The 16,756-nt window shown below is 70.9% G+C and carries 15 protein-coding genes; 6 read left to right on the forward strand and 9 right to left on the reverse strand.

Going from position 1 to position 16,756, the window contains the following annotated elements; all coding sequences use genetic code 11:
* Positions 1 to 199 precede the first annotated feature (199 nt).
* Both ACFWRT_RS19390 and ACFWRT_RS19395 read right to left on the reverse strand, forming a co-directional pair.
* The gene (locus tag ACFWRT_RS19390; protein WP_380955668.1) at positions 200 to 376 is read right to left on the reverse strand and encodes a hypothetical protein; all 177 of its coding nucleotides are present in this window, start codon (positions 374 to 376) and stop codon (positions 200 to 202) included.
* 166 nt (positions 377 to 542) lie between these two features.
* On the reverse strand, positions 543 to 674 hold the full coding sequence (locus ACFWRT_RS19395; RefSeq protein ID WP_380955669.1) for a hypothetical protein: 132 nt from the start codon (positions 672 to 674) through the stop codon (positions 543 to 545).
* 284 nt (positions 675 to 958) lie between these two features.
* Between ACFWRT_RS19395 and ACFWRT_RS19400 the strand changes: the two genes are divergently transcribed.
* Complete coding sequence (locus ACFWRT_RS19400) at positions 959 to 1,384, forward strand: Rid family hydrolase (protein WP_380955671.1); 426 nt, start codon at positions 959 to 961, stop codon at positions 1,382 to 1,384.
* A gap of 391 nt (positions 1,385 to 1,775) precedes the next feature.
* Here ACFWRT_RS19400 and ACFWRT_RS19405 read toward each other — a convergent pair whose 3' ends face one another.
* The 4 genes from ACFWRT_RS19405 to ACFWRT_RS19420 form a co-directional block, all read right to left on the reverse strand.
* Complete coding sequence (locus ACFWRT_RS19405) at positions 1,776 to 2,510, reverse strand: ABC transporter permease (RefSeq protein WP_380955672.1); 735 nt, start codon at positions 2,508 to 2,510, stop codon at positions 1,776 to 1,778.
* A gap of 92 nt (positions 2,511 to 2,602) precedes the next feature.
* Positions 2,603 to 3,448: an ABC transporter permease gene (locus tag ACFWRT_RS19410; RefSeq protein WP_380955673.1), complete on the reverse strand. Its 846-nt coding sequence runs from the start codon at positions 3,446 to 3,448 to the stop codon at positions 2,603 to 2,605.
* A gap of 115 nt (positions 3,449 to 3,563) precedes the next feature.
* Positions 3,564 to 4,547, reverse strand: a complete 984-nt coding sequence (locus tag ACFWRT_RS19415; RefSeq protein ID WP_084753379.1) for an ABC transporter ATP-binding protein — start codon at positions 4,545 to 4,547, stop codon at positions 3,564 to 3,566.
* 153 nt (positions 4,548 to 4,700) lie between these two features.
* The gene (locus ACFWRT_RS19420; protein ID WP_380955675.1) at positions 4,701 to 5,975 is read right to left on the reverse strand and encodes an NYN domain-containing protein; all 1,275 of its coding nucleotides are present in this window, start codon (positions 5,973 to 5,975) and stop codon (positions 4,701 to 4,703) included.
* Between the two features lie 291 nt (positions 5,976 to 6,266).
* On the opposite strand from ACFWRT_RS19420, the gene ACFWRT_RS19425 reads away from it, so the two are divergent.
* Positions 6,267 to 6,446 (forward strand): hypothetical protein, encoded by a 180-nt coding sequence (locus ACFWRT_RS19425; protein ID WP_380955677.1) that lies wholly within the window; start codon positions 6,267 to 6,269, stop codon positions 6,444 to 6,446.
* An 83-nt stretch (positions 6,447 to 6,529) separates the two neighbouring features.
* Here ACFWRT_RS19425 and dnaE read toward each other — a convergent pair whose 3' ends face one another.
* A complete protein-coding gene (dnaE, locus tag ACFWRT_RS19430) occupies positions 6,530 to 10,066 on the reverse strand; it encodes a DNA polymerase III subunit alpha (RefSeq protein ID WP_380955679.1) in 3,537 nt (1,178 codons plus the stop codon).
* A gap of 203 nt (positions 10,067 to 10,269) precedes the next feature.
* Here dnaE and ACFWRT_RS19435 point away from each other — a divergent pair, with 203 nt between their 5' ends.
* The 3 genes from ACFWRT_RS19435 to ACFWRT_RS19445 all read left to right on the forward strand — a co-directional run bounded on the left by ACFWRT_RS19435 (position 10,270) and on the right by ACFWRT_RS19445 (position 13,289).
* Positions 10,270 to 11,595, forward strand: a complete 1,326-nt coding sequence (locus ACFWRT_RS19435) for a DUF2252 domain-containing protein (RefSeq protein ID WP_380955680.1) — start codon at positions 10,270 to 10,272, stop codon at positions 11,593 to 11,595.
* 79 nt (positions 11,596 to 11,674) lie between these two features.
* Positions 11,675 to 12,406 (forward strand): hypothetical protein, encoded by a 732-nt coding sequence (locus tag ACFWRT_RS19440; RefSeq protein ID WP_380955682.1) that lies wholly within the window; start codon positions 11,675 to 11,677, stop codon positions 12,404 to 12,406.
* Positions 12,407 to 12,473: 67 nt separating this feature from the next.
* Positions 12,474 to 13,289: a DsbA family protein gene (locus tag ACFWRT_RS19445; protein ID WP_380955684.1), complete on the forward strand. Its 816-nt coding sequence runs from the start codon at positions 12,474 to 12,476 to the stop codon at positions 13,287 to 13,289.
* Positions 13,290 to 13,359: 70 nt separating this feature from the next.
* Here ACFWRT_RS19445 and ACFWRT_RS19450 read toward each other — a convergent pair whose 3' ends face one another.
* The gene (locus ACFWRT_RS19450; RefSeq protein ID WP_109166157.1) at positions 13,360 to 13,938 is read right to left on the reverse strand and encodes a dienelactone hydrolase family protein; all 579 of its coding nucleotides are present in this window, start codon (positions 13,936 to 13,938) and stop codon (positions 13,360 to 13,362) included.
* 37 nt (positions 13,939 to 13,975) lie between these two features.
* On the opposite strand from ACFWRT_RS19450, the gene ACFWRT_RS19455 reads away from it, so the two are divergent.
* Positions 13,976 to 15,127, forward strand: coding sequence for a mechanosensitive ion channel family protein (locus ACFWRT_RS19455; protein ID WP_380955685.1), 1,152 nt, complete (start codon positions 13,976 to 13,978; stop codon positions 15,125 to 15,127).
* 12 nt (positions 15,128 to 15,139) lie between these two features.
* On the opposite strand, the gene ACFWRT_RS19460 is transcribed toward ACFWRT_RS19455, so the two are convergent.
* Entirely contained in the window at positions 15,140 to 16,726 is a 1,587-nt protein-coding gene (locus ACFWRT_RS19460; protein WP_380955686.1) for a Na+/H+ antiporter, read from the reverse strand.
* Positions 16,727 to 16,756: the final 30 nt, after the last annotated feature.

Here is a 16,756-nt window from a genome sequence, read left to right on the forward strand (position 1 = left end):
GCGCGCGTGCAACGGTACGAACGCATCACCGGCATCCTCGACGTGGCACCGGGCTCCGGACTCACCTGCTGAGCAGCCGGAAGCCGCTCAACCCCAGGGCGAAAACGCAGGGCGAGAGCGCACGCTCCGACGACCTGCCGGCGCACCGGTACACCGGTACACCGGTACACCGACGATCATCGGGTTCCCCGGCCGACGATCAGCGAGTTCCCTGCGGTGCGGCGGGCGGCTTCGGCCGGTGGACCGTCACCTCCCCATGGGCCGCGAGGACGGCGGGCAGGTCAGCCGGAGCGCCCCGCAGCGTGGCGTCGAGGAACGAGAGCGAAGCAGCGGCGCGAAGGATCAGCCCGTACGGGCATACGCCGACCGGCGTCACCCCGCGATGCTCCCCCTCACACGGCCCGCCCAAGAACCCTCCGGGCTCCCAGGACGGGAGCAGTCGGGCCGAGGGCCTCGACGGCCCAGGGGTTTCGGCGGTCACACTCACGATGACCGTGCGGTCGCCGGCCGCACCGGAACTCAGGGCCGAGTCCGGAGGGGCCTCAGGCGAAGTCGTCGGGGACGATGTGTATCTTCTCCGCGATCCGGGTGAGGGCCTTCTGGTCGGCGGTGCTGAGGGAGTCCAGGACGAGACCGCGTACGGCACGTAGATGCGTGGGAGCCGCCCGGTCCACGATGTCGACGCCTGCGGCGGTGAGTTCGGCGAGGGTGTAACGCCCGTCGGCCGGGTCAGGGCTTCGGACGACCCAGCGCCTTCTCCTGACCGTTGAGCCAGCGCGGCCCCTCGCCACCCTCACCCTCGACCCTGTCGCTCACGAACCCTCCTCCTGGGTTTGCCCGTTCCTCGGGAAGACTCCTCCATCACTTTGCGCTTGAAGTCAACTCTTGATAAATTAACTTTACGCGTGAAGTCATATCAGGGCAACGCGCGGCCCTGGAGAGAGGAAGCAGGAGCATCATGGACACGGTCACTTTCGGCATCGTTCCAGGCCATGGCGAGAAGCTTCACGACGCCCTCGGCTACAGCAGCGCCGTCCGCGTCGGGGACCGGGTCGAGATCTCCGGCCAGGCAGGTGTGGACGACGATCTGAACATCCCGGACTCGCTGGAGGAGGAGATCGTCCAGGCCTTCGAGAACGTGGGGCGCGCGCTCGCCACGGTCGGCGCCGCCTGGGGGGACGTCATCCACGTCAACTCGTACCACAAGGTCGCCCCCGGGGAAGAGGTCATCAGCGAGGACGTCAACCGCATCATGGCCGAGCAATTCCGCCTCCGCCTGGATGGCCGCGCGCCGATCTGGACCGAAACCGGCGTCACCGTCCTCGGCCTTGCCGCCATGCGCGTGGAGATCCGCGTCACCGCAATCGCCGGCTCCGGCAACTGACACCTCAACCGGTCACCCTTCGCTCACCCATCAGGTGACCGCCGTCCGGAGCGGCCCCCGCCGCGGGGCCGCTCCGCCGATGAGGGACCGGACGCCGACCACGATCAGGCAGAACGGCATCGCTACCGCGCTCACCAGCACCCAAGGTGAAGGCCAGGCCCTCTACGTCGTCCTGGACTACGGGGCTCCACCGCCCGGTGTCCGCGCAAGCGAACATCATCACCCGCACAGAAGCAGAGCGGGATGCCGCCTCAGCATGAACCGAGAGAGACGCCCCGGATCCGCCGGGCGGCACATCCAGCCCGTCCGGCGCTTGAGGACAAAAGGGGGCGGGGGGCGCAGCCCCGGTTTCGGGAAGGGGCGGGTAGGGGAACAGCCCGCCGCAGGCGCCCTACGAGCCCCCGGGCCCCCCAGCAGGCGGCGCACCAGGCCCACCGGGCGGCACAGCCCCACCCGCCCCCGGCTCCCCGTAGTAAGACGTCCACCCCTCCCCCACCCAAGCCGGCTCAGGCTCCCGCGCCCCGAACGCCGCCGTCAGCAGGACATGCAGGGCCAGCGCCACGAACGGCCACACCAGCACCGCCACCACCACCGCGTGCAGCTCCAGCGGCGCGTCGAAGACGACCCCCTTGCCGGCCTCCCGCGCGCGGGCCACCACGTCGGAGGACGGCCCCAGCCAGATCCCCACCCGCCAGGCCAGCAGCGAGCCGAGCACCCCGCCCAGCGCGAGTCCCACCACCACGAGGACACCGCCCCGCCGCAGCCGCCAGGCGACGGCGGCCGCCGACAGCACGCCGAACACGGCCGCCAACAGGACGAACGTTCCGTCCGCCCCGATCGCCTCCTCGCCCTCGCTGTTCTCCAGGAAGACGGCGCTGCCGTCGGAGACCAGGGGGACGCGGGGCGCCAGCCACAGCCACAGCAGCCCGAGCGCGATGCCGGCGAGCGCCACGAGCACGGTGACCACGGCGGCCTGCCGGAGCTCCGTCGCCGTGTCCGGGTCTTCGGACGCGTCGTACGCGGGCGCGAGGTGGGAGCCCGAGGGCGGGCCCTGCCACGGATCGTGGGGGTTCGGCTGGTGAGGCGGCGTCAGAGGTGCGGTCACCGTGCCATCGTGCCAGGCCACCCTGTGCGGCGCCTCACCGGCTGCCGCACCCGTGCGTACGGGGCGAGCCACCGACGTACGGCGAGCCACCGACGTACCGACCGCCGACCGCCCTACCGCACCGCCGCCCGCCGGTACGCCCACGTGGCCACCGCCAGCGACAGCACCCCCACCACCGCGCACACCGCGAGGAAGAGGCCGATCATGCCCCAGTCGGGCGAGGCGTCGAAGGAGCGGGCCAGCGCCTCGACCCCGTACGTCGAGGGCAGCAGGTCCCGCGCCCACCCCACCGGCTCCGGCAGCCGGTCGGCCGGCAGCACCCCGAGCAGCAGGGCGGCGGACATGCCGAGCTGGCCCAGCAGCGTGGCCAGCTCCTGGCGCGGGGCGAGCAGCCCGAGAGCCGCCCCCAGACCGGCCAAGGCGGCGCCGGAGAGCGGGATGACGGCGACCAGGACCCAGAGATGGGTCATCGGGAGCTGGAAGAGCACGCTCCCGGTGATCGCTGTGAAGACCGTGCCGGGCACGGTGAACGAGGCGTACGCGGCCGCCGCCCCCAGCACCACCGCGGCCGGCGGCACCGGGAGGGTGGCGTAGTGGTCGAGCCCACCGCCCGCCCGCAACTGGCCGAAGTACTGCGCGAGCAGGTTGAGCGCGACGAACGCCACGACCAGCACGCTGGAGCCGGCGACCACCGCACGCGCCTCGGCCCCGCCGTCGACGACGCCCCGCATCAGGACCATGATCCCGACGGACTGGAAGGTCGCCACGAAGAGCAGCGGGATCCGGGCGACCCGCGCCCGGGAGAGCTGGGCGCGGTAGACGGCGGCCAGCGAGGGCAGCAGCCGGGCGCGCGGCGCGAGCGGGGCGGGCACGGTCCGCGCGGCGGCGCCGGGGCCGGTGGGGCGGGGCAGGGGCCGGACGCGCGAAGGGGCGGTCCTGGCCGGAATGATGCTCGTCACCTGAGGCCGCTCCCCTTACACCCGTCCGGCGCATCCACCGCGCCCACCACCACGTACCGCATTACGCACAGCGCCCGCGCACCGTTCAGCGCCCGCGCCCCGCGTCCCCGGTTCCTCACGCCTTCACCAGCCCTTTGCTCGCATTGGCCGCGTCTCCCCCGAGCGCCAGGTACACATCTTCCAGGCTGGGTGTGGCCAGGGTGAAATCGTCGAGTGCGGCGAAGGCCGCGCCGCCCGTCACCGCGGCGACCGCGGCCCGGGCCTCGTCGGGGCCGAGCCGCAGCACCCAGCGCCGCCCGGACTCCTGGGCGGACGGGCGCAGCGCCGCGACCTCCGGGACGTCCAGCGGGGCCCGCTCGCGCCACATGAGCTCGACGCGGACCTCGCCGGCGACCTTCTCCTTGAGCCCGGAGGGGGTGTCGCAGGCGATGACCCGGCCGCGTTCCAGGACGGCGACCCGGTCGAGGACGGTCTCGGCCTCGATGACGTTGTGGGTGACCAGCAGGACGGTCGCGCCGCGTTCGGCCCGGCGGCGGTCGACGGCGGCCCAGACGGCCCGCCGGGCCACCGGGTCCATGCCGGTCGTCGGCTCGTCCAGGACCAGCACCGGCCGGTCCCCGACGAGCGTGGCGGCGAAGCAGGCGAGCCTGCGCTGTCCGCCGGAGAGCTTCTTCAGGGGCCGCCCGGCCAGCTCGGTCAGGCCGAGCTCCTCCAGTACGGCGTCGCGTTCGGCGCGGGCCTCGCGGACGTGGAGGCCGCGCAGCCGGCCGGTGGTCTCGGCGGCCAGGGAGACCGTCAGCTCGTCGAGGGCGGTGGACTCCTGCCCGAGGTAGCCGATCAGCCGGGAGGCCCGCTCGGGGTGGCGTACGAGATCGTGGCCGAGGACCTCGACGGAGCCGGAGTCGGGGCGCATCAGCCCGGTGAGCTGGCGGACCAGCGTGGACTTGCCGGCGCCGTTGGGGCCGAGGAGCCCGAAGATCTCGCCGCGCTCGACATCGAGGCTGATCCCGTCGGTGGCCCGCACCTCGGGGGTGGCGGGCGCGCCGCGGCGGCCCCGGACGGCGGGATAGGTCTTGACGAGGTCACGCACCGCGCACACGGTGCCGGTGTCGCTCTGCGCCTGTGCTGTGCCCGTACTCACGAGGTACGAGGGTACGGGGTCACATGCCCCGGTTCGCGTCCGGGGCCACCACGCGTCGCGGAGCCCGGCACGATCCGCGGGAGACACGCGTCGCGCACCCCGCGTACGCGCCTACTCCCCGGCGGGCACGTGCTCCGCCGCCGCCCGCACGTCGATCTCGCGCCAGAACCCGGCCCGGATCGCATAGCGGTCGTGCTCGTCGATCTGGTCGTCCTTGTGGGCGAGGAGCCCGAAGCGGGCCGCGTACCGCAGGAGTTCACCGTCGATGCGGTGCGGGATGCGCGGGTACATGGTGGAGAGCTTCTGGAGGTGGACGGTCTCCGGGAGCCGCTCCATCCAGCGCCGGGCGAAGACCTGGCCGACCTCGAAGGGGTCGCCGCCGACGGTGGTGATGTCCTCCTCCCGGTCGGCCCAGCGCTGTTCGGCGCTGGTGACCTGGGCGAGGGTCGGCAGGGAGGCGGTCTCGGCGGGTTCGCCGAGGGGGCCGCCGCGCTCGACCCAGCCCTTGTCGGAGGACCAGCGCAGGGTGGCGTTGGCCGGGGCCGCGTGCTGGGCGGCGGTCCGGTCGGGGTGGGTGGAGTGGGCGCGGAGGGCGGCGAGGTCCTTGGGGGTGGGGACGCCCTTGTGGCCGGGGGTGGCCGGGGTCCCGGAGGGGGCGGTCCCGGCGGGCGCGTCGGGGTCGTTGCGGGCGACGGCGGCCTGGGCCGCCTGGGCCGCTTCGGAGGCCCGCTCGGCGGAGGCGGCGAGGGCGGCCTCGGGCAGCGGCGCGGAGAGGATGGCGGCGATCTCGGGGCGCGGGGCGGGCGGCGGCGGGCAGGTGCCGCCGGTGTCCTTGGCACGGACGGCCTTGGTGATCCAGGCCCGGTCGAGGACGCGGCGCTCGTCCGCCTCGGCGACGAGGTCCTCGGACTGGTTGTAGTCGCCGTCGGCGGCCTGGACGGCCCAGAGGTGGACGGCGACCCCGTGCTCCTTGGCGGACATCAGGCCGGGCAGCAGGTCGCCGTCACCGGTCACCAGGACCACGTCCGAGCAGGCCCGGTTCCTGGCCAGCTCGGTGAGCTCGGCGTGCATGGCGGCGTCCACGCCCTTCTGCGCCCAGCGTCCGTCGCTGCGGGTCAGGGCTCCCAGCCGTACGGTCACCCGGGGCATCACCCGGAGCCTTCGGTGCTCGGGCTGGGGCACCCGGTCGGGGGCGCCGTCGAACCAGTAGATCCGCAGCAGCGGCTGCTGCGTATCGGCCTCGGCCCGCTCGCGCAGCCCCTGGATGAGGGCCGCGTGGTCGACGGTGATGCGGGAACGGGCGGGCTCTCCGGCCAGCAGGCTCGCGGCTGCGCCCAGCAAGTAGCCGGCGTCCACCAGGACGACGCAACGGTCCACGCGTTCCACCCTCTTCCAGGAGTTCGGGAACGGTTCAGCGGCCCGTCCCTCGATGACCGGGTCCGCTTACCCAGGGTTTCCTTCGAGTCTGCCCGACCGCACAAGGGTTAACGGCCGGAACTCGATCATCGGCGTGGCGAATCGGGAAAGGGCTGGAAAAGGTCTGGGGCGGAGAGTCGGAACGGCCCTCACTGCGGATACCGCTACGCACGGTAATGATCCAACATGCACGGTTTGCGGCGCTATGTGAATCTGACGATGGTCCTGGCCCCCCAGGATTCCCCACAGGAGGCATTCACCATGGCCAAGAACAAGAACCGCAAGCAGGGCAGCCAGCACGATCGCGCGTCCGCGTCGGAGCGTAGCGCCGAGCAGGCCAAGTCGACGGCGTTCGAGTCGCAGACCCAGCCGCAGACGCAGTCCCAGGGCAGCCCGTCCGACGTGGCGCGCAAGCACCAGCGGCGCTTCGGTCACAACTGACGCGTCGGCGGCTCGCGGTCGGTCAACCACGAGAGGGGCGTCCCGCACGGTGCGGGACGCCTCTCTTGTCTCTACGCGACGGCTCAGCCGGCCAGGCAGGACGGCCCGAGCAGCACCTTCAGATCGCCGAAGAGGGCCGAGTCGGCCTTGACCCGGTGCCGGTCCAGGCGCAGGACGGTCGTCTTGCGGGGGCCCTGGAGCTTGATGCGCACCTCGGTGTCGCCCCGGTGGTGGCTGAGCACCTCGCCGAGCCGGGTGACCATGGGCGGGGTGATCTTCACGGTGGGGATCGTGAGGACGACGGGCGCGTTGGTCCCGGCGTTGGAAATATCCGGGACCTGCATCTCCATGGCGACCAGCCGGGGCACGTCCTCGCGCTTGTCGAGCCTTCCCTTGACGAAGACGACGGTGTCCTCGACGAGCTGGGTGGAGACGAGCTGGTAGGTGGCGGGGAAGAACATGCATTCGATGGAGCCGGCCAGGTCCTCCACGGTGGCGATGGCCCAGGCGTTGCCCTGCTTGGTCATCTTGCGCTGGAGGCCGGAGATGATGCCGCCGACGGTGACGATGGCGCCGTCCCCGTAGTCCCCGCCCATGAGCTGGGAGATCGAGGAGTCGGCCTTGTCGGACAGCACGTGCTCCAGGCCGAAGAGCGGGTGGTCGGAGACGTACAGGCCGAGCATCTCCCGCTCCTGGGCCAGCAGGTAGGCCTTCTCCCACTCGACGTCGGAGAACTCCACGTCGAGCCCGAAGCCCGGCTCGCCGCTCTCCTCCTCGCCGCCGCCGAAGAGGTCGAACTGCCCCTCGGCCTCCTTGCGCTTGACCTGGACCACGTTGTCGATCATCGGCTCGTGGTGGGCGACGAGGCCCTTGCGGGTGTGGCCCATCTCGTCGAAGGCGCCGGCCTTGATCAGCGATTCGACGGTGCGCTTGTTGCAGACGACCGCCTCCACCTTGTCCAGGAAGTCGGGGAAGGAACTGTACTTCCCCTTCGCCTTGCGGGACCGGATGATCGAGTCCACGACGTTCTGGCCGACGTTGCGGATGGCGGTCAGGCCGAAGAGGATCACGTCGTCGCCCTGGGCGGCGAAGTTGGACAGCGACTCGTTGACGTTCGGCGGGAGCACCTTGATACGCATGCGGCGGCACTCGTTGAGGTAGACCGCGGACTTGTCCTTGTCGTCCTTGACCGAGGTCAGCAGGGCGGCCATGTACTCGGCGGGGTAGTTCGCCTTGAGGTAGGCGGTCCAGTAGGTGACCAGGCCGTACGCAGAGGAGTGCGCCTTGTTGAACGCGTACCCGGCGAACGGCACCAGGACGTCCCACAGCGCCTTGATCGCCGCGTCGGAGAACCCCTTCTCCTTGGCGCCGGCCTCGAAGAGCACGAAGTTCTTCGCCAGCTCCTCGGGCTTCTTCTTGCCCATCACGCGGCGCAGGATGTCGGCCTCGCCGAGCGAGTACCCGGCGACGATCTGGGCGGCCTTCTGGACCTGCTCCTGGTAGACGATCAGGCCGTAGGTGAGGCCGAGGACCTCCTTGAGGGGCTCCTCCAGCTCCGGGTGGATCGGGGTGATCTCCTGGCGGCCGTTCTTGCGCTCCGCGTAGTTCGTGTGCGAGTTCATGCCCATCGGGCCCGGCCGGTAGAGGGCCGAGACGGCGGAGATGTCCTCGAAGTTGTCGGGCTGCATCTGGCGGAGCAGGGAGCGCATCGGCCCGCCGTCGAACTGGAAGACGCCGAGCGTGTCACCGCGGCAGAGCAGTTCGTACGTCTTGGGGTCGTCCAGCGGCAGGGAGAGCATCTCCAGGTCGATGCCCTTGTTGGACTTCACCATCTTGATGGCGTCGTCCATGATCGTCAGGTTGCGCAGGCCGAGGAAGTCCATCTTCAGCAGGCCGAGCGACTCGCACTGCGGGTAGTCCCACTGCGTGATGGTGACGCCGTCGGTGTGCCGGACCCAGACGGGGGCGTGGTCGACGATCGGCTCGCTGGACATGATGACGCCGGCGGCGTGCACGCCCATCTGCCGGACCAGGCCCTCGACGCCCTTTGCCGTGTCGATGACCTTCTTGACGTCCGGCTCGTTCTCGTACATCCCCCGGATCTCGCCCGCCTCGCTGTAGCGCGGGTGCTTGGGGTCGGTGATGCCGTTGAGGTCGATGCCCTTGCCGAGGACGTCGGCGGGCATCGCCTTGGTGAGGCGGTCGCCCATCGCGTACGGGTAGCCCAGCACGCGGGCCGAGTCCTTGATGGCGTTCTTCGCCTTGATCTTGCCGTAGGTGCCGATCATGGCGACCTTGTCGGCGCCGTACTTCTCCGTCACGTACCGGATCACCTCGACGCGCCGGCGCTCGTCGAAGTCGATGTCTACATCGGGCATGGAGACGCGCTCGGGGTTGAGGAACCGCTCGAAGATCAGCCCGTGCTCGATCGGGTCGAGGTCGGTGATGCCCATGGCGTACGACACGATCGAACCGGCCGCCGAACCACGGCCGGGGCCCACCGCGATGCCGTTGTTCTTGGCCCACATGATGAAGTCCGCGACGACCAGGAAGTACCCCGGGAACCCCATCTGGATGATGATGTCCATCTCGTACTCGACCTGCTTCTGCCGGTCGTCGGGGACACCGTTCGGGAAGCGGCGGGCCATGCCGGTCCGGACCTCCTCCTGGAACCAGGTGATCTCCGTGAAGCCGTCCGGGATCTCGAACTTCGGCATGAGGTTCTTCGCCTCGAACATGCCGGCGGTGTCGATCTGCTGGGCGACCAGAAGGGTGTTGGCGCACCCCTGCTGCCAGGCGTCGGAGGAGTCGACGGCGTACATCTCGTCCGTCGTCTTGAGGTAGTAGCCGGTGCCGTCGAAGCGGAATCGGTCCGGGTCGGAGAGGTTCTTGCCGGTCTGGATGCAGAGCAGGGCGTCGTGGGCGGTCGCCTCGTGGGCGTACGTGTAATGGGAGTCGTTGGTGACCAGCGGCGGGATGTCGAGCTTCTTGCCGATCTCCAGCAGCCCGTCACGGACCCGGCGCTCGATCTCGATGCCGTGGTCCATCAGCTCCAGGAAGTACTTGTCCGCCCCGAAGATGTCCTTGTAGTCGGAGGCCGCCTGCACCGCCTCGTCGAACTGGCCGAGCCGCAGCCGGGTCTGGACCTCGCCGGAGGGGCAGCCGGTGGAGGCGATGAGCCCCTCGGACCACTGGGAGATGGTCTCCTTGTCCATGCGCGGCCACTTCTGGAGCCAGCCCTCGGCGTACGCGTCGGAGGAGAGCCGGAAGAGGTTGTGCAGCCCGGTGCTGTTCGAGGCCCAGATCGTCTTGTGGGTGTAACCACCGGATCCGGACACATCGTCGCGCTTCTGGTGCGGCTGTCCCCACTGCACCTTGCGCTTGTGCTTGCGCGACTCCGGGGCGACGTACGCCTCGATGCCGATGATCGGCGTGACCCCGGCCTTGGTCGCCGAGTGGAAGAAGTCGTAGGCGCCGTGCAGGTTGCCGTGGTCGGTCATCGCGATGTGCGACATGCCCATCTCGTTGCACGCCTCGAACATGTCCTTGAGCCGCGCCGCACCGTCCAGCAGCGAGTACTGGGTGTGAACGTGCAGGTGCGTGAAGGGCGGCTTGGTCACGGCGTCGGGCCTCCGGGAAGTCGGGCGATGACGGACGGGGGGACAGCGTGGAAGTCTACGACGTGACGGACCCGGACGACGGGCACTCCCGGCTTCCGCCGAGCGTTGGAGAGAGCGGGACGGGTGTCCGTTTTGTCATGCACTCCGTCACACGCACCGGGTTCCCGGGCAGGCACGCCAACGACAGCAGGAGGCAGCAAGAGATGTCGGAAACGCAGACCGGCGCAGCGCAGCGCGGGGAGCAGATTCTCGCCGTTTTCGACACCGCCTTCGGGGAGCTGCTGGCCGCCGATCCGGCCGCTTTCCGGGTCAAGTTCCGCAAGATGGCGGGCTCGGCCTTCGCCTTCTACCGGGGCACGGCCTGCCTGTTCTACACCGACCTGGAGCGCGAGCAGCGCGGCGGTCCGTATCTGGACGAGCGCACGGGCCGGGTCTGGATCCACGGTGATCTCCACGCGGAGAATTTCGGCACCTACATGGACGCCAACGGCCGCCTCGTCTTCAACGTCAACGACTTCGACGAGGCGTACGTGGGCCCCTTCACCTGGGACCTGAAGCGGTTCGCCGCCTCCGTGGCGCTCATCGGGTACGCGAAGGCGCTGTCCGACGAGCAGATCACCGACCTGGTCCGGATCTTCGCCGCCGCCTACCGGGAGCGGATCCACGCGCTGGCGACGGGCGCGAAGAACGACGAGGTGCCGCCCTTCACGCTGGACACCGCTCAGGGCCCGCTGCTGGACGCGCTGCGCGTCGCCCGCTCGCTGACCCGGTTCTCGCTGCTGGACTCGATGACGGTGATCCGGGACTTCGAGCGCCGCTTCGCGGACGGCGGCGGCGCGATCGACCTGGACGCCGCCACGCGGTACAAGGTGCTGGCCGCGTTCGACGGCTATCTGGAGACGCTGCCGGAGTCGAGCCTGACCCGCCCGGACTCCTACCGGGTCAAGGACGTGGTGGGCCGCCGGGGCATCGGCATCGGATCGGCCGGGCTGCCCTCGTACAACATCCTCCTGGAGGGCAACAGCGACGCCCTGGAGAACGATGTGGTGATCTACCTCAAGCAGGCGCAGACCCCGGCGGTCTCCCAGCACATCACGGACGCCGCCGTGCGGGACTACTTCCAGCACGAGGGGCACCGCACGGTGATCTCGCAGCGCGCGCTCCAGGCGCACGCGGACCCGTGGCTGGGCTGGACCGAGCTGGACGGCGCCGGCCAGTTGGTCGCCGAGGTCTCGCCGTACGCGGTCGATCTGGACTGGTCCGAGATCGACGAGGTGGACGAGATCGCGGCGGTCGTCGCGGACCTCGGCCGGGCGACGGCCACCATGCACGCGGCGGCGGACGACGAGAGCGGCCACTCGTTGGTGCCGTTCTCCACGGAGCGGGCGATCGACGCGGCCATCGCGGCCGACGAGGAGGGGTTCGGCGAGCTGCTGGTCGACTTCGCCCACAGCTACGGGGCCCGCGCCCGCGCGGACCACCAGATCTTCGTGGACCTCTTCCGCAACGGCCGGATCCCGGGCCTGTAGGCGTCACCATCCGGCCGTGCTGTGACTCTCAGCTTCTTTTAAGGTCCGCTTACCTCCGCACATGACACACTTTCCGGCGATGGACATTTCAGGTACGCAGCTCAGGGTGGTGCGCGCGGCGCTGTTCGCCGCGCTCGTCGTCACCCTGTCCACGGCGTCCCATGTGCTGCTCTCCGGGGTCCCGCTGCCGCTGACCGCCGTCGCACTCCTCGCGGCGGTGGTCTTCGGCGTGGCGTACGCGCTGGCAGGCCGGGAGCGCGGCTTCGGCGCCATCGCGGGGCTGCTGGTCCCGCTGGAGCTGGCGGCCGACACGCTCTTCACCACCGGCCAGCACCTCTGTTACGGGGCGGCCGGCGGGCCCATCGCGGGTCCGCTGCGCTCGGTCGGCTTCGACGTGCTCTGCGGGGGCGGCGAGGTCGGCGCGACCGGGGCGCGGATCGCGGGCGTCGGCGCGGTGGGCACCCCGCTCGCCGGGATGACCGGTGCGGGCGACCGCGCGGCGGCCCTGCTGGCGCAGCCGGGTCCGGCCGTGCCGTGGCTGCTGCTCGCCGCCCATGTGGGTGTCGGGCTGCTCGCGGCCGCCTGGCTGCGGCGCGGCGAGGCCGCGCTCGCGGGGCTGGTGCGCACGGCGGCGCTGATGGCGTTCCGGCCGCTGCTCACCGCGGTCGCCGTGGTGCGTGGGACCGTCCGGTCCGCGCCTCGTCTCCCCCGCGCCGCCGGGCGCGTGCACCCGCTCTCCCCGGCCCGCTTCCTCGTGCACTCCGTGGGACGGAGGGGGCCGCCGCTCACCGCGTACGCCACCGCTGCCTGAAGGCAGGACGGCCGACGCCGAGCAGCACCCTTTCCCCCCTCCCCACGCATCCACGGAGAACACCACCATGAGCAAGCGCAACACCCAGCAGAACAAGGCAGCGGCCCGTGACCGGCTGCGCGCCGAGCGCGAGGCCCAGGCCAAGAAGGACAGGACCCGCAAGCAGCTCGTCGTCGGCGTCTCGATCGTCGCGGCCCTCGCCGTCGTCGGCGGTATCAGCTACGGCGTGACGCAGCTGAACAAGCCGGACGCCTGGGAGGCCGCCGCCGACGCGAAGAGCGTCAGCGCGCCGAAGAACACCTCCGGCACCGACGGGACCACCGTGGTGATCGGCAAGTCCGGCGCCAAGAAGACCCTGGAGCTGTACGAGGACTCCCGCTGCCCGGTCTGCGCCACGTTCGAGCAGGGCGTCGGCGAGACCGTCGCGAAGGACGTCGAGGCCGGCAAGTACAAGGTCAAGTACGTCGGTGCGACCTTCATCGACAACACCGACAACGGTGAGGGCTCCAAGAACGCCCTGAGCGCGCTCGGCGCCGCGCTGAACGTGAGCCCCGAGGCGTTCATGGACTACAAGGCCGCGCTGTACTCCGCGAAGTTCCACCCGGAGGAGAGCGCGGACAAGTTCGCCAAGGACAGCTACCTCATCGAGGTCGCCGACTCGGTGGACGCGCTGAAGGGGAACAAGGCCTTCCAGAAGGACGTCGAGGACGGCACGTACGACGCCTGGGCGATGAAGATGTCCGACGCGTTCGGCAAGAGCGGCGTGGAGGGCACGCCGACGCTGAAGATGGACGGCAAGAAGGTCACGGCCGAGGGCAGCGACAACGCCCCGATGACGGCGGCCGACTTCACGGCGGCGGTGGACAAGGCGCTGAAGGCGTAACGCCTCCGGGTGACCCCGGACCGGGCGGGCCGACCTCCTCCGTACGCCCGCCCGGTCCGCCGGAACAGCTCTACAGCGTGGCCAGGAAGCCGAGCGCGACCTTCCAGGTCTGCTCGGCGGCCGCCTGGTCGTAGTCGTGGAGGTCGGGGTCGGTGAACAGGTGGCCGGCCCCGGGGTAGCGGTAGATCTCCACGTCCGCGCCGGTGCGCTGCATCTGGAGGTACCAGCTGTTCAGCCAGTCGTGGGACTCGAAGGGGTCCGGGTCCGCGACGTGCAGTTGGACCGGAAGCTCGTCCACTGTGGCGTTCTCGGCGATGTCCGAGGTGCCGTGGAGGAGCAGCAGCCCGCGCGCCTTCGCGTCGCCGAGCGCCAGGGTCTGCGCGGTCGCGGCGCCGAGGGAGAAACCGGCGTAGACCAGCCCCTGGTCGGAGTAGGGGGCCGCGGCGAGCACCGCGCGCTTCAGCAGCTCCTCCTTGCCGACCTCCTCCTTGAAGGCCATGCCCTCCTCCACCGTGTCGAAGGTGTGCCCCTCGAAAAGATCGGGCACGCGCACCTCATGGCCCGCGTCCCTCAGACGTGCGGCCGCGGCGTGCACTGCGGGCGTGAGCCCGTACGTCGAGTGGAAAAGCATGATGTTCATGAGGCCCATGGTGCCATTGGCGCCTCATAGCTTGGAGGACCAGGAGATGGAGAACGTGCTGCGCCCGCTGATAGTCATCGGCGGCTCCGTGGTGATCACCCTGCTCGTCGGCTGGCTGGTCGACCGGCTGCTGCGCAGGGCCGACAGCCGCCACCACGAGACCCCGCTGTGGGGTCTGCTGCGGCGCTGCCGGCCACCGTTGCAGGTGGTGATCATCACCGCGCTGCTGCGCGGCTCCTACCGCCAGACGAAGATCCCCTGGGTGTGGGAGCACCGGGTCGGCATCGGCCAGGCCCTCTCCCTGGTGCTGATCGGTGCCACGGCCTGGCTGGTGGTCCGGGCCGCCGCGACGGTCGTCGAGGCCAGCTACGCCCGGTACGCGACAGCCACCCGCGATCCTGCCCGGGTTCGCCGGGTCCGTACGCAGGTGACGCTGATCCAGCGCGTCGTCATCGCGGTCGTGATGGTGGTCGCCATCGCGGCGATGCTGCTGACGTTCCCGGCGATGCGCGGGGTCGGCACCTCGATGCTGGCCTCGGCCGGTGTGCTCGGCATCGTCGCCGGTGTGGCCGCCCAGTCGACCCTCGGCAACCTCTTCGCGGGGCTCCAGATCGCGTTCGGCGACATGGTCCGGCTCGGTGACACCGTGGTGGTGGACGGCGAGTGGGGCACGATCGAGGAGATCACGCTGACGTTCCTGGCGGTACGGACCTGGGACGAGCGGCGGATCACGATGCCGGTCTCGTACTTCACGAGCAAGCCGTTCGAGAACTGGTCGCGCGGCGGGGTCCAGATGACCGGCACGGTCTTCTTCCACCTGGACCACGCGGCTCCGGTGGCCGCCATGCGCAAGAAGCTGCGGGACATCCTCGGCGACATCGCCGCCTGGGACGGCCGGGACTGGTCCCTCGCCGTCACCGACACGACGCCGTCCACCATCCAGGTGCGGGCGGTGGTCACGGCGAAGGACGCGGACGACATCTGGACGGTCCGGTGCGCGGTGCGCGAGCAGTTGATCGGCTGGCTGCGCGACCACCACCCGTACGCGCTGCCGCGGATCGCCAGCTCCCCCGCGGCCCTGCCGCCGGGCGAGCAGTGGGCGGAGCTGACGGGCGCGCGGCCCCGGCCCGGCCGCAACGGGTCCGGCCCCGGCCACGACCTGGACGGCGCCAAGGCGCCCCGGACGGGTCGCGGCTGAGAACCGCCGGGTTCAGCGCAGCGAGCGGAAGTCCAGGTAGCGCAGCACCCGGTCCACGACCTCCGGGTCGGAGCCTGCCTCGTTGCGCGCCGAGAGCACCTCGTGGCGGGCGGCCGACAGCATCTCGCGCTGGACCCGGCTGACCGCCTTGAACCGCTCGGCCCGCTTGGCGTACGCCTCGCGCCGCTCCTCGTCGACGATCTCCGGGTTGATCCGGGCGCCGATGTCGTACGCGGCCTTCTGGAGCCGCTCCACGACCTCGTCCGGGAACTCCTCGACCTCCTGGATCTCCTTGAGCCGGCGCTTGGCGGCCTTGGCGGCGCGCACGGCGAGGTCCCGCTCCAGGGCCTCCTCGACCTCGGCGTCGGCGCGCACCCGGAGCTTGCGGACCAGCCACGGCAGGGTGAGGCCCTGGAGTACGAGGGTGGCCATGATCACGCAGAAGGCGATGAAGATGATCTCGTCGCGGCCGGGGAAGGGCTGTCCGTCGTCAGTCTCCAGCGGGATGGCGAGCGCCAGCGCGACGGAGGCCACCCCGCGCATCCCGGCCCACCACATGACGACGGTCTCCCGCCAGCTCGTGGGGATCTCCTCGCTGACGTCCCGCCGGGTGTGGAGCTTCTTGGCGAGCCAGGTCGCGGGCAGCAGCCAGGCCAGCCGTACGCCGACGACGACCGCGACGATCACGAGCCCCCAGCCGAGCATCTGGAACTCGCGCCCGTCGGAGGTGCCGAACACGCTGTGCAGCTCCAGGCCGATCAGCCCGAAGGCCACGCCGGTGACGAGGGTGTCGACGATCTCCCAGAAGGTACGCCCGGTGAGCCGCCCGAGCACGTCGTCGGCGTCGGCGGTGTGCTCGGCGAGGTAGAGCGCGATGGTCAGGACGGCGAGCACGCCGGAGCCCATCAGCTCCTCGGCGAGGACGTAGGCGGCGAAGGGCACCAGCAGGGTCAGGCCGACCTGGAGGGTGGCGTCGCCCAGCAGGCCCATCAGCTTGTTGGTGAGCCAGCCGAGCGCGAGGCCGACGGCGATCGCGACCACGGCGGAGAGGATCAGCTGCCCGAAGGCCTCGGGCACGGAGAAGGTGCCGCTCACCGCCGCGGCGATGGCCACGTGGTAGAGCACGATGGCGGTGACGTCGTTGAAGAGCCCCTCCCCCTCCAGGATCGACACCAGCCGGCGGGGCAGCCCGACCGAGCCCGCCACGGCGGTCGCGGCGACCGGGTCGGGCGGGGCGACGAGCGCGCCCAGCGCGACGGCGGCGGCGATCGGCAGGCCGGGCACGACGGAGTTGGCGACCGCGGCGACGGCGGCCGTGGTGACGAAGACCAGGGCGACGGCCAGCAGGAAGATCGGGCGTTTGTTGGCGGCGAACTGGCGCCAGGAGGTGCGCTGCACGGAGGCGTAGAGCAGCGGCGGCAGCAGGGCCGGGAGGATGATCTCGGGCGGGATGTCGACGTTCGGCACGAAGGGCGCGAACGCCATCGCGACCCCGGCCAGCGTCATCAGGACCGGTGCGGGCAGCCCCAGCCGGGCGCCGAGGGGCACCGTGACCACCGCTCCGAGCAGCAGCAGGAGCAGCAGGGCCATCTGATCCACGGGAGGTGCCTTCCGGAGCGTACGGTTCCG

Source organism: Streptomyces cyaneofuscatus, from assembly GCF_042718795.1.
Classification (GTDB): domain Bacteria; phylum Actinomycetota; class Actinomycetes; order Streptomycetales; family Streptomycetaceae; genus Streptomyces; species Streptomyces cyaneofuscatus_A.

Coding starts and splice junctions, on each gene's coding strand:
- ACFWRT_RS19400 (WP_380955671.1), top strand. CDS start 959: ATGGACACGGTCACTTTCGGCATCGTTCCAGGCCATGGCGAGAAGCTT.
- ACFWRT_RS19425 (WP_380955677.1), top strand. CDS start 6,267: ATGGCCAAGAACAAGAACCGCAAGCAGGGCAGCCAGCACGATCGCGCG.
- ACFWRT_RS19435 (WP_380955680.1), top strand. CDS start 10,270: ATGTCGGAAACGCAGACCGGCGCAGCGCAGCGCGGGGAGCAGATTCTC.
- ACFWRT_RS19440 (WP_380955682.1), top strand. CDS start 11,675: ATGGACATTTCAGGTACGCAGCTCAGGGTGGTGCGCGCGGCGCTGTTC.
- ACFWRT_RS19445 (WP_380955684.1), top strand. CDS start 12,474: ATGAGCAAGCGCAACACCCAGCAGAACAAGGCAGCGGCCCGTGACCGG.
- ACFWRT_RS19450 (WP_109166157.1), bottom strand. CDS start 13,938: ATGGGCCTCATGAACATCATGCTTTTCCACTCGACGTACGGGCTCACG.
- ACFWRT_RS19455 (WP_380955685.1), top strand. CDS start 13,976: ATGGAGAACGTGCTGCGCCCGCTGATAGTCATCGGCGGCTCCGTGGTG.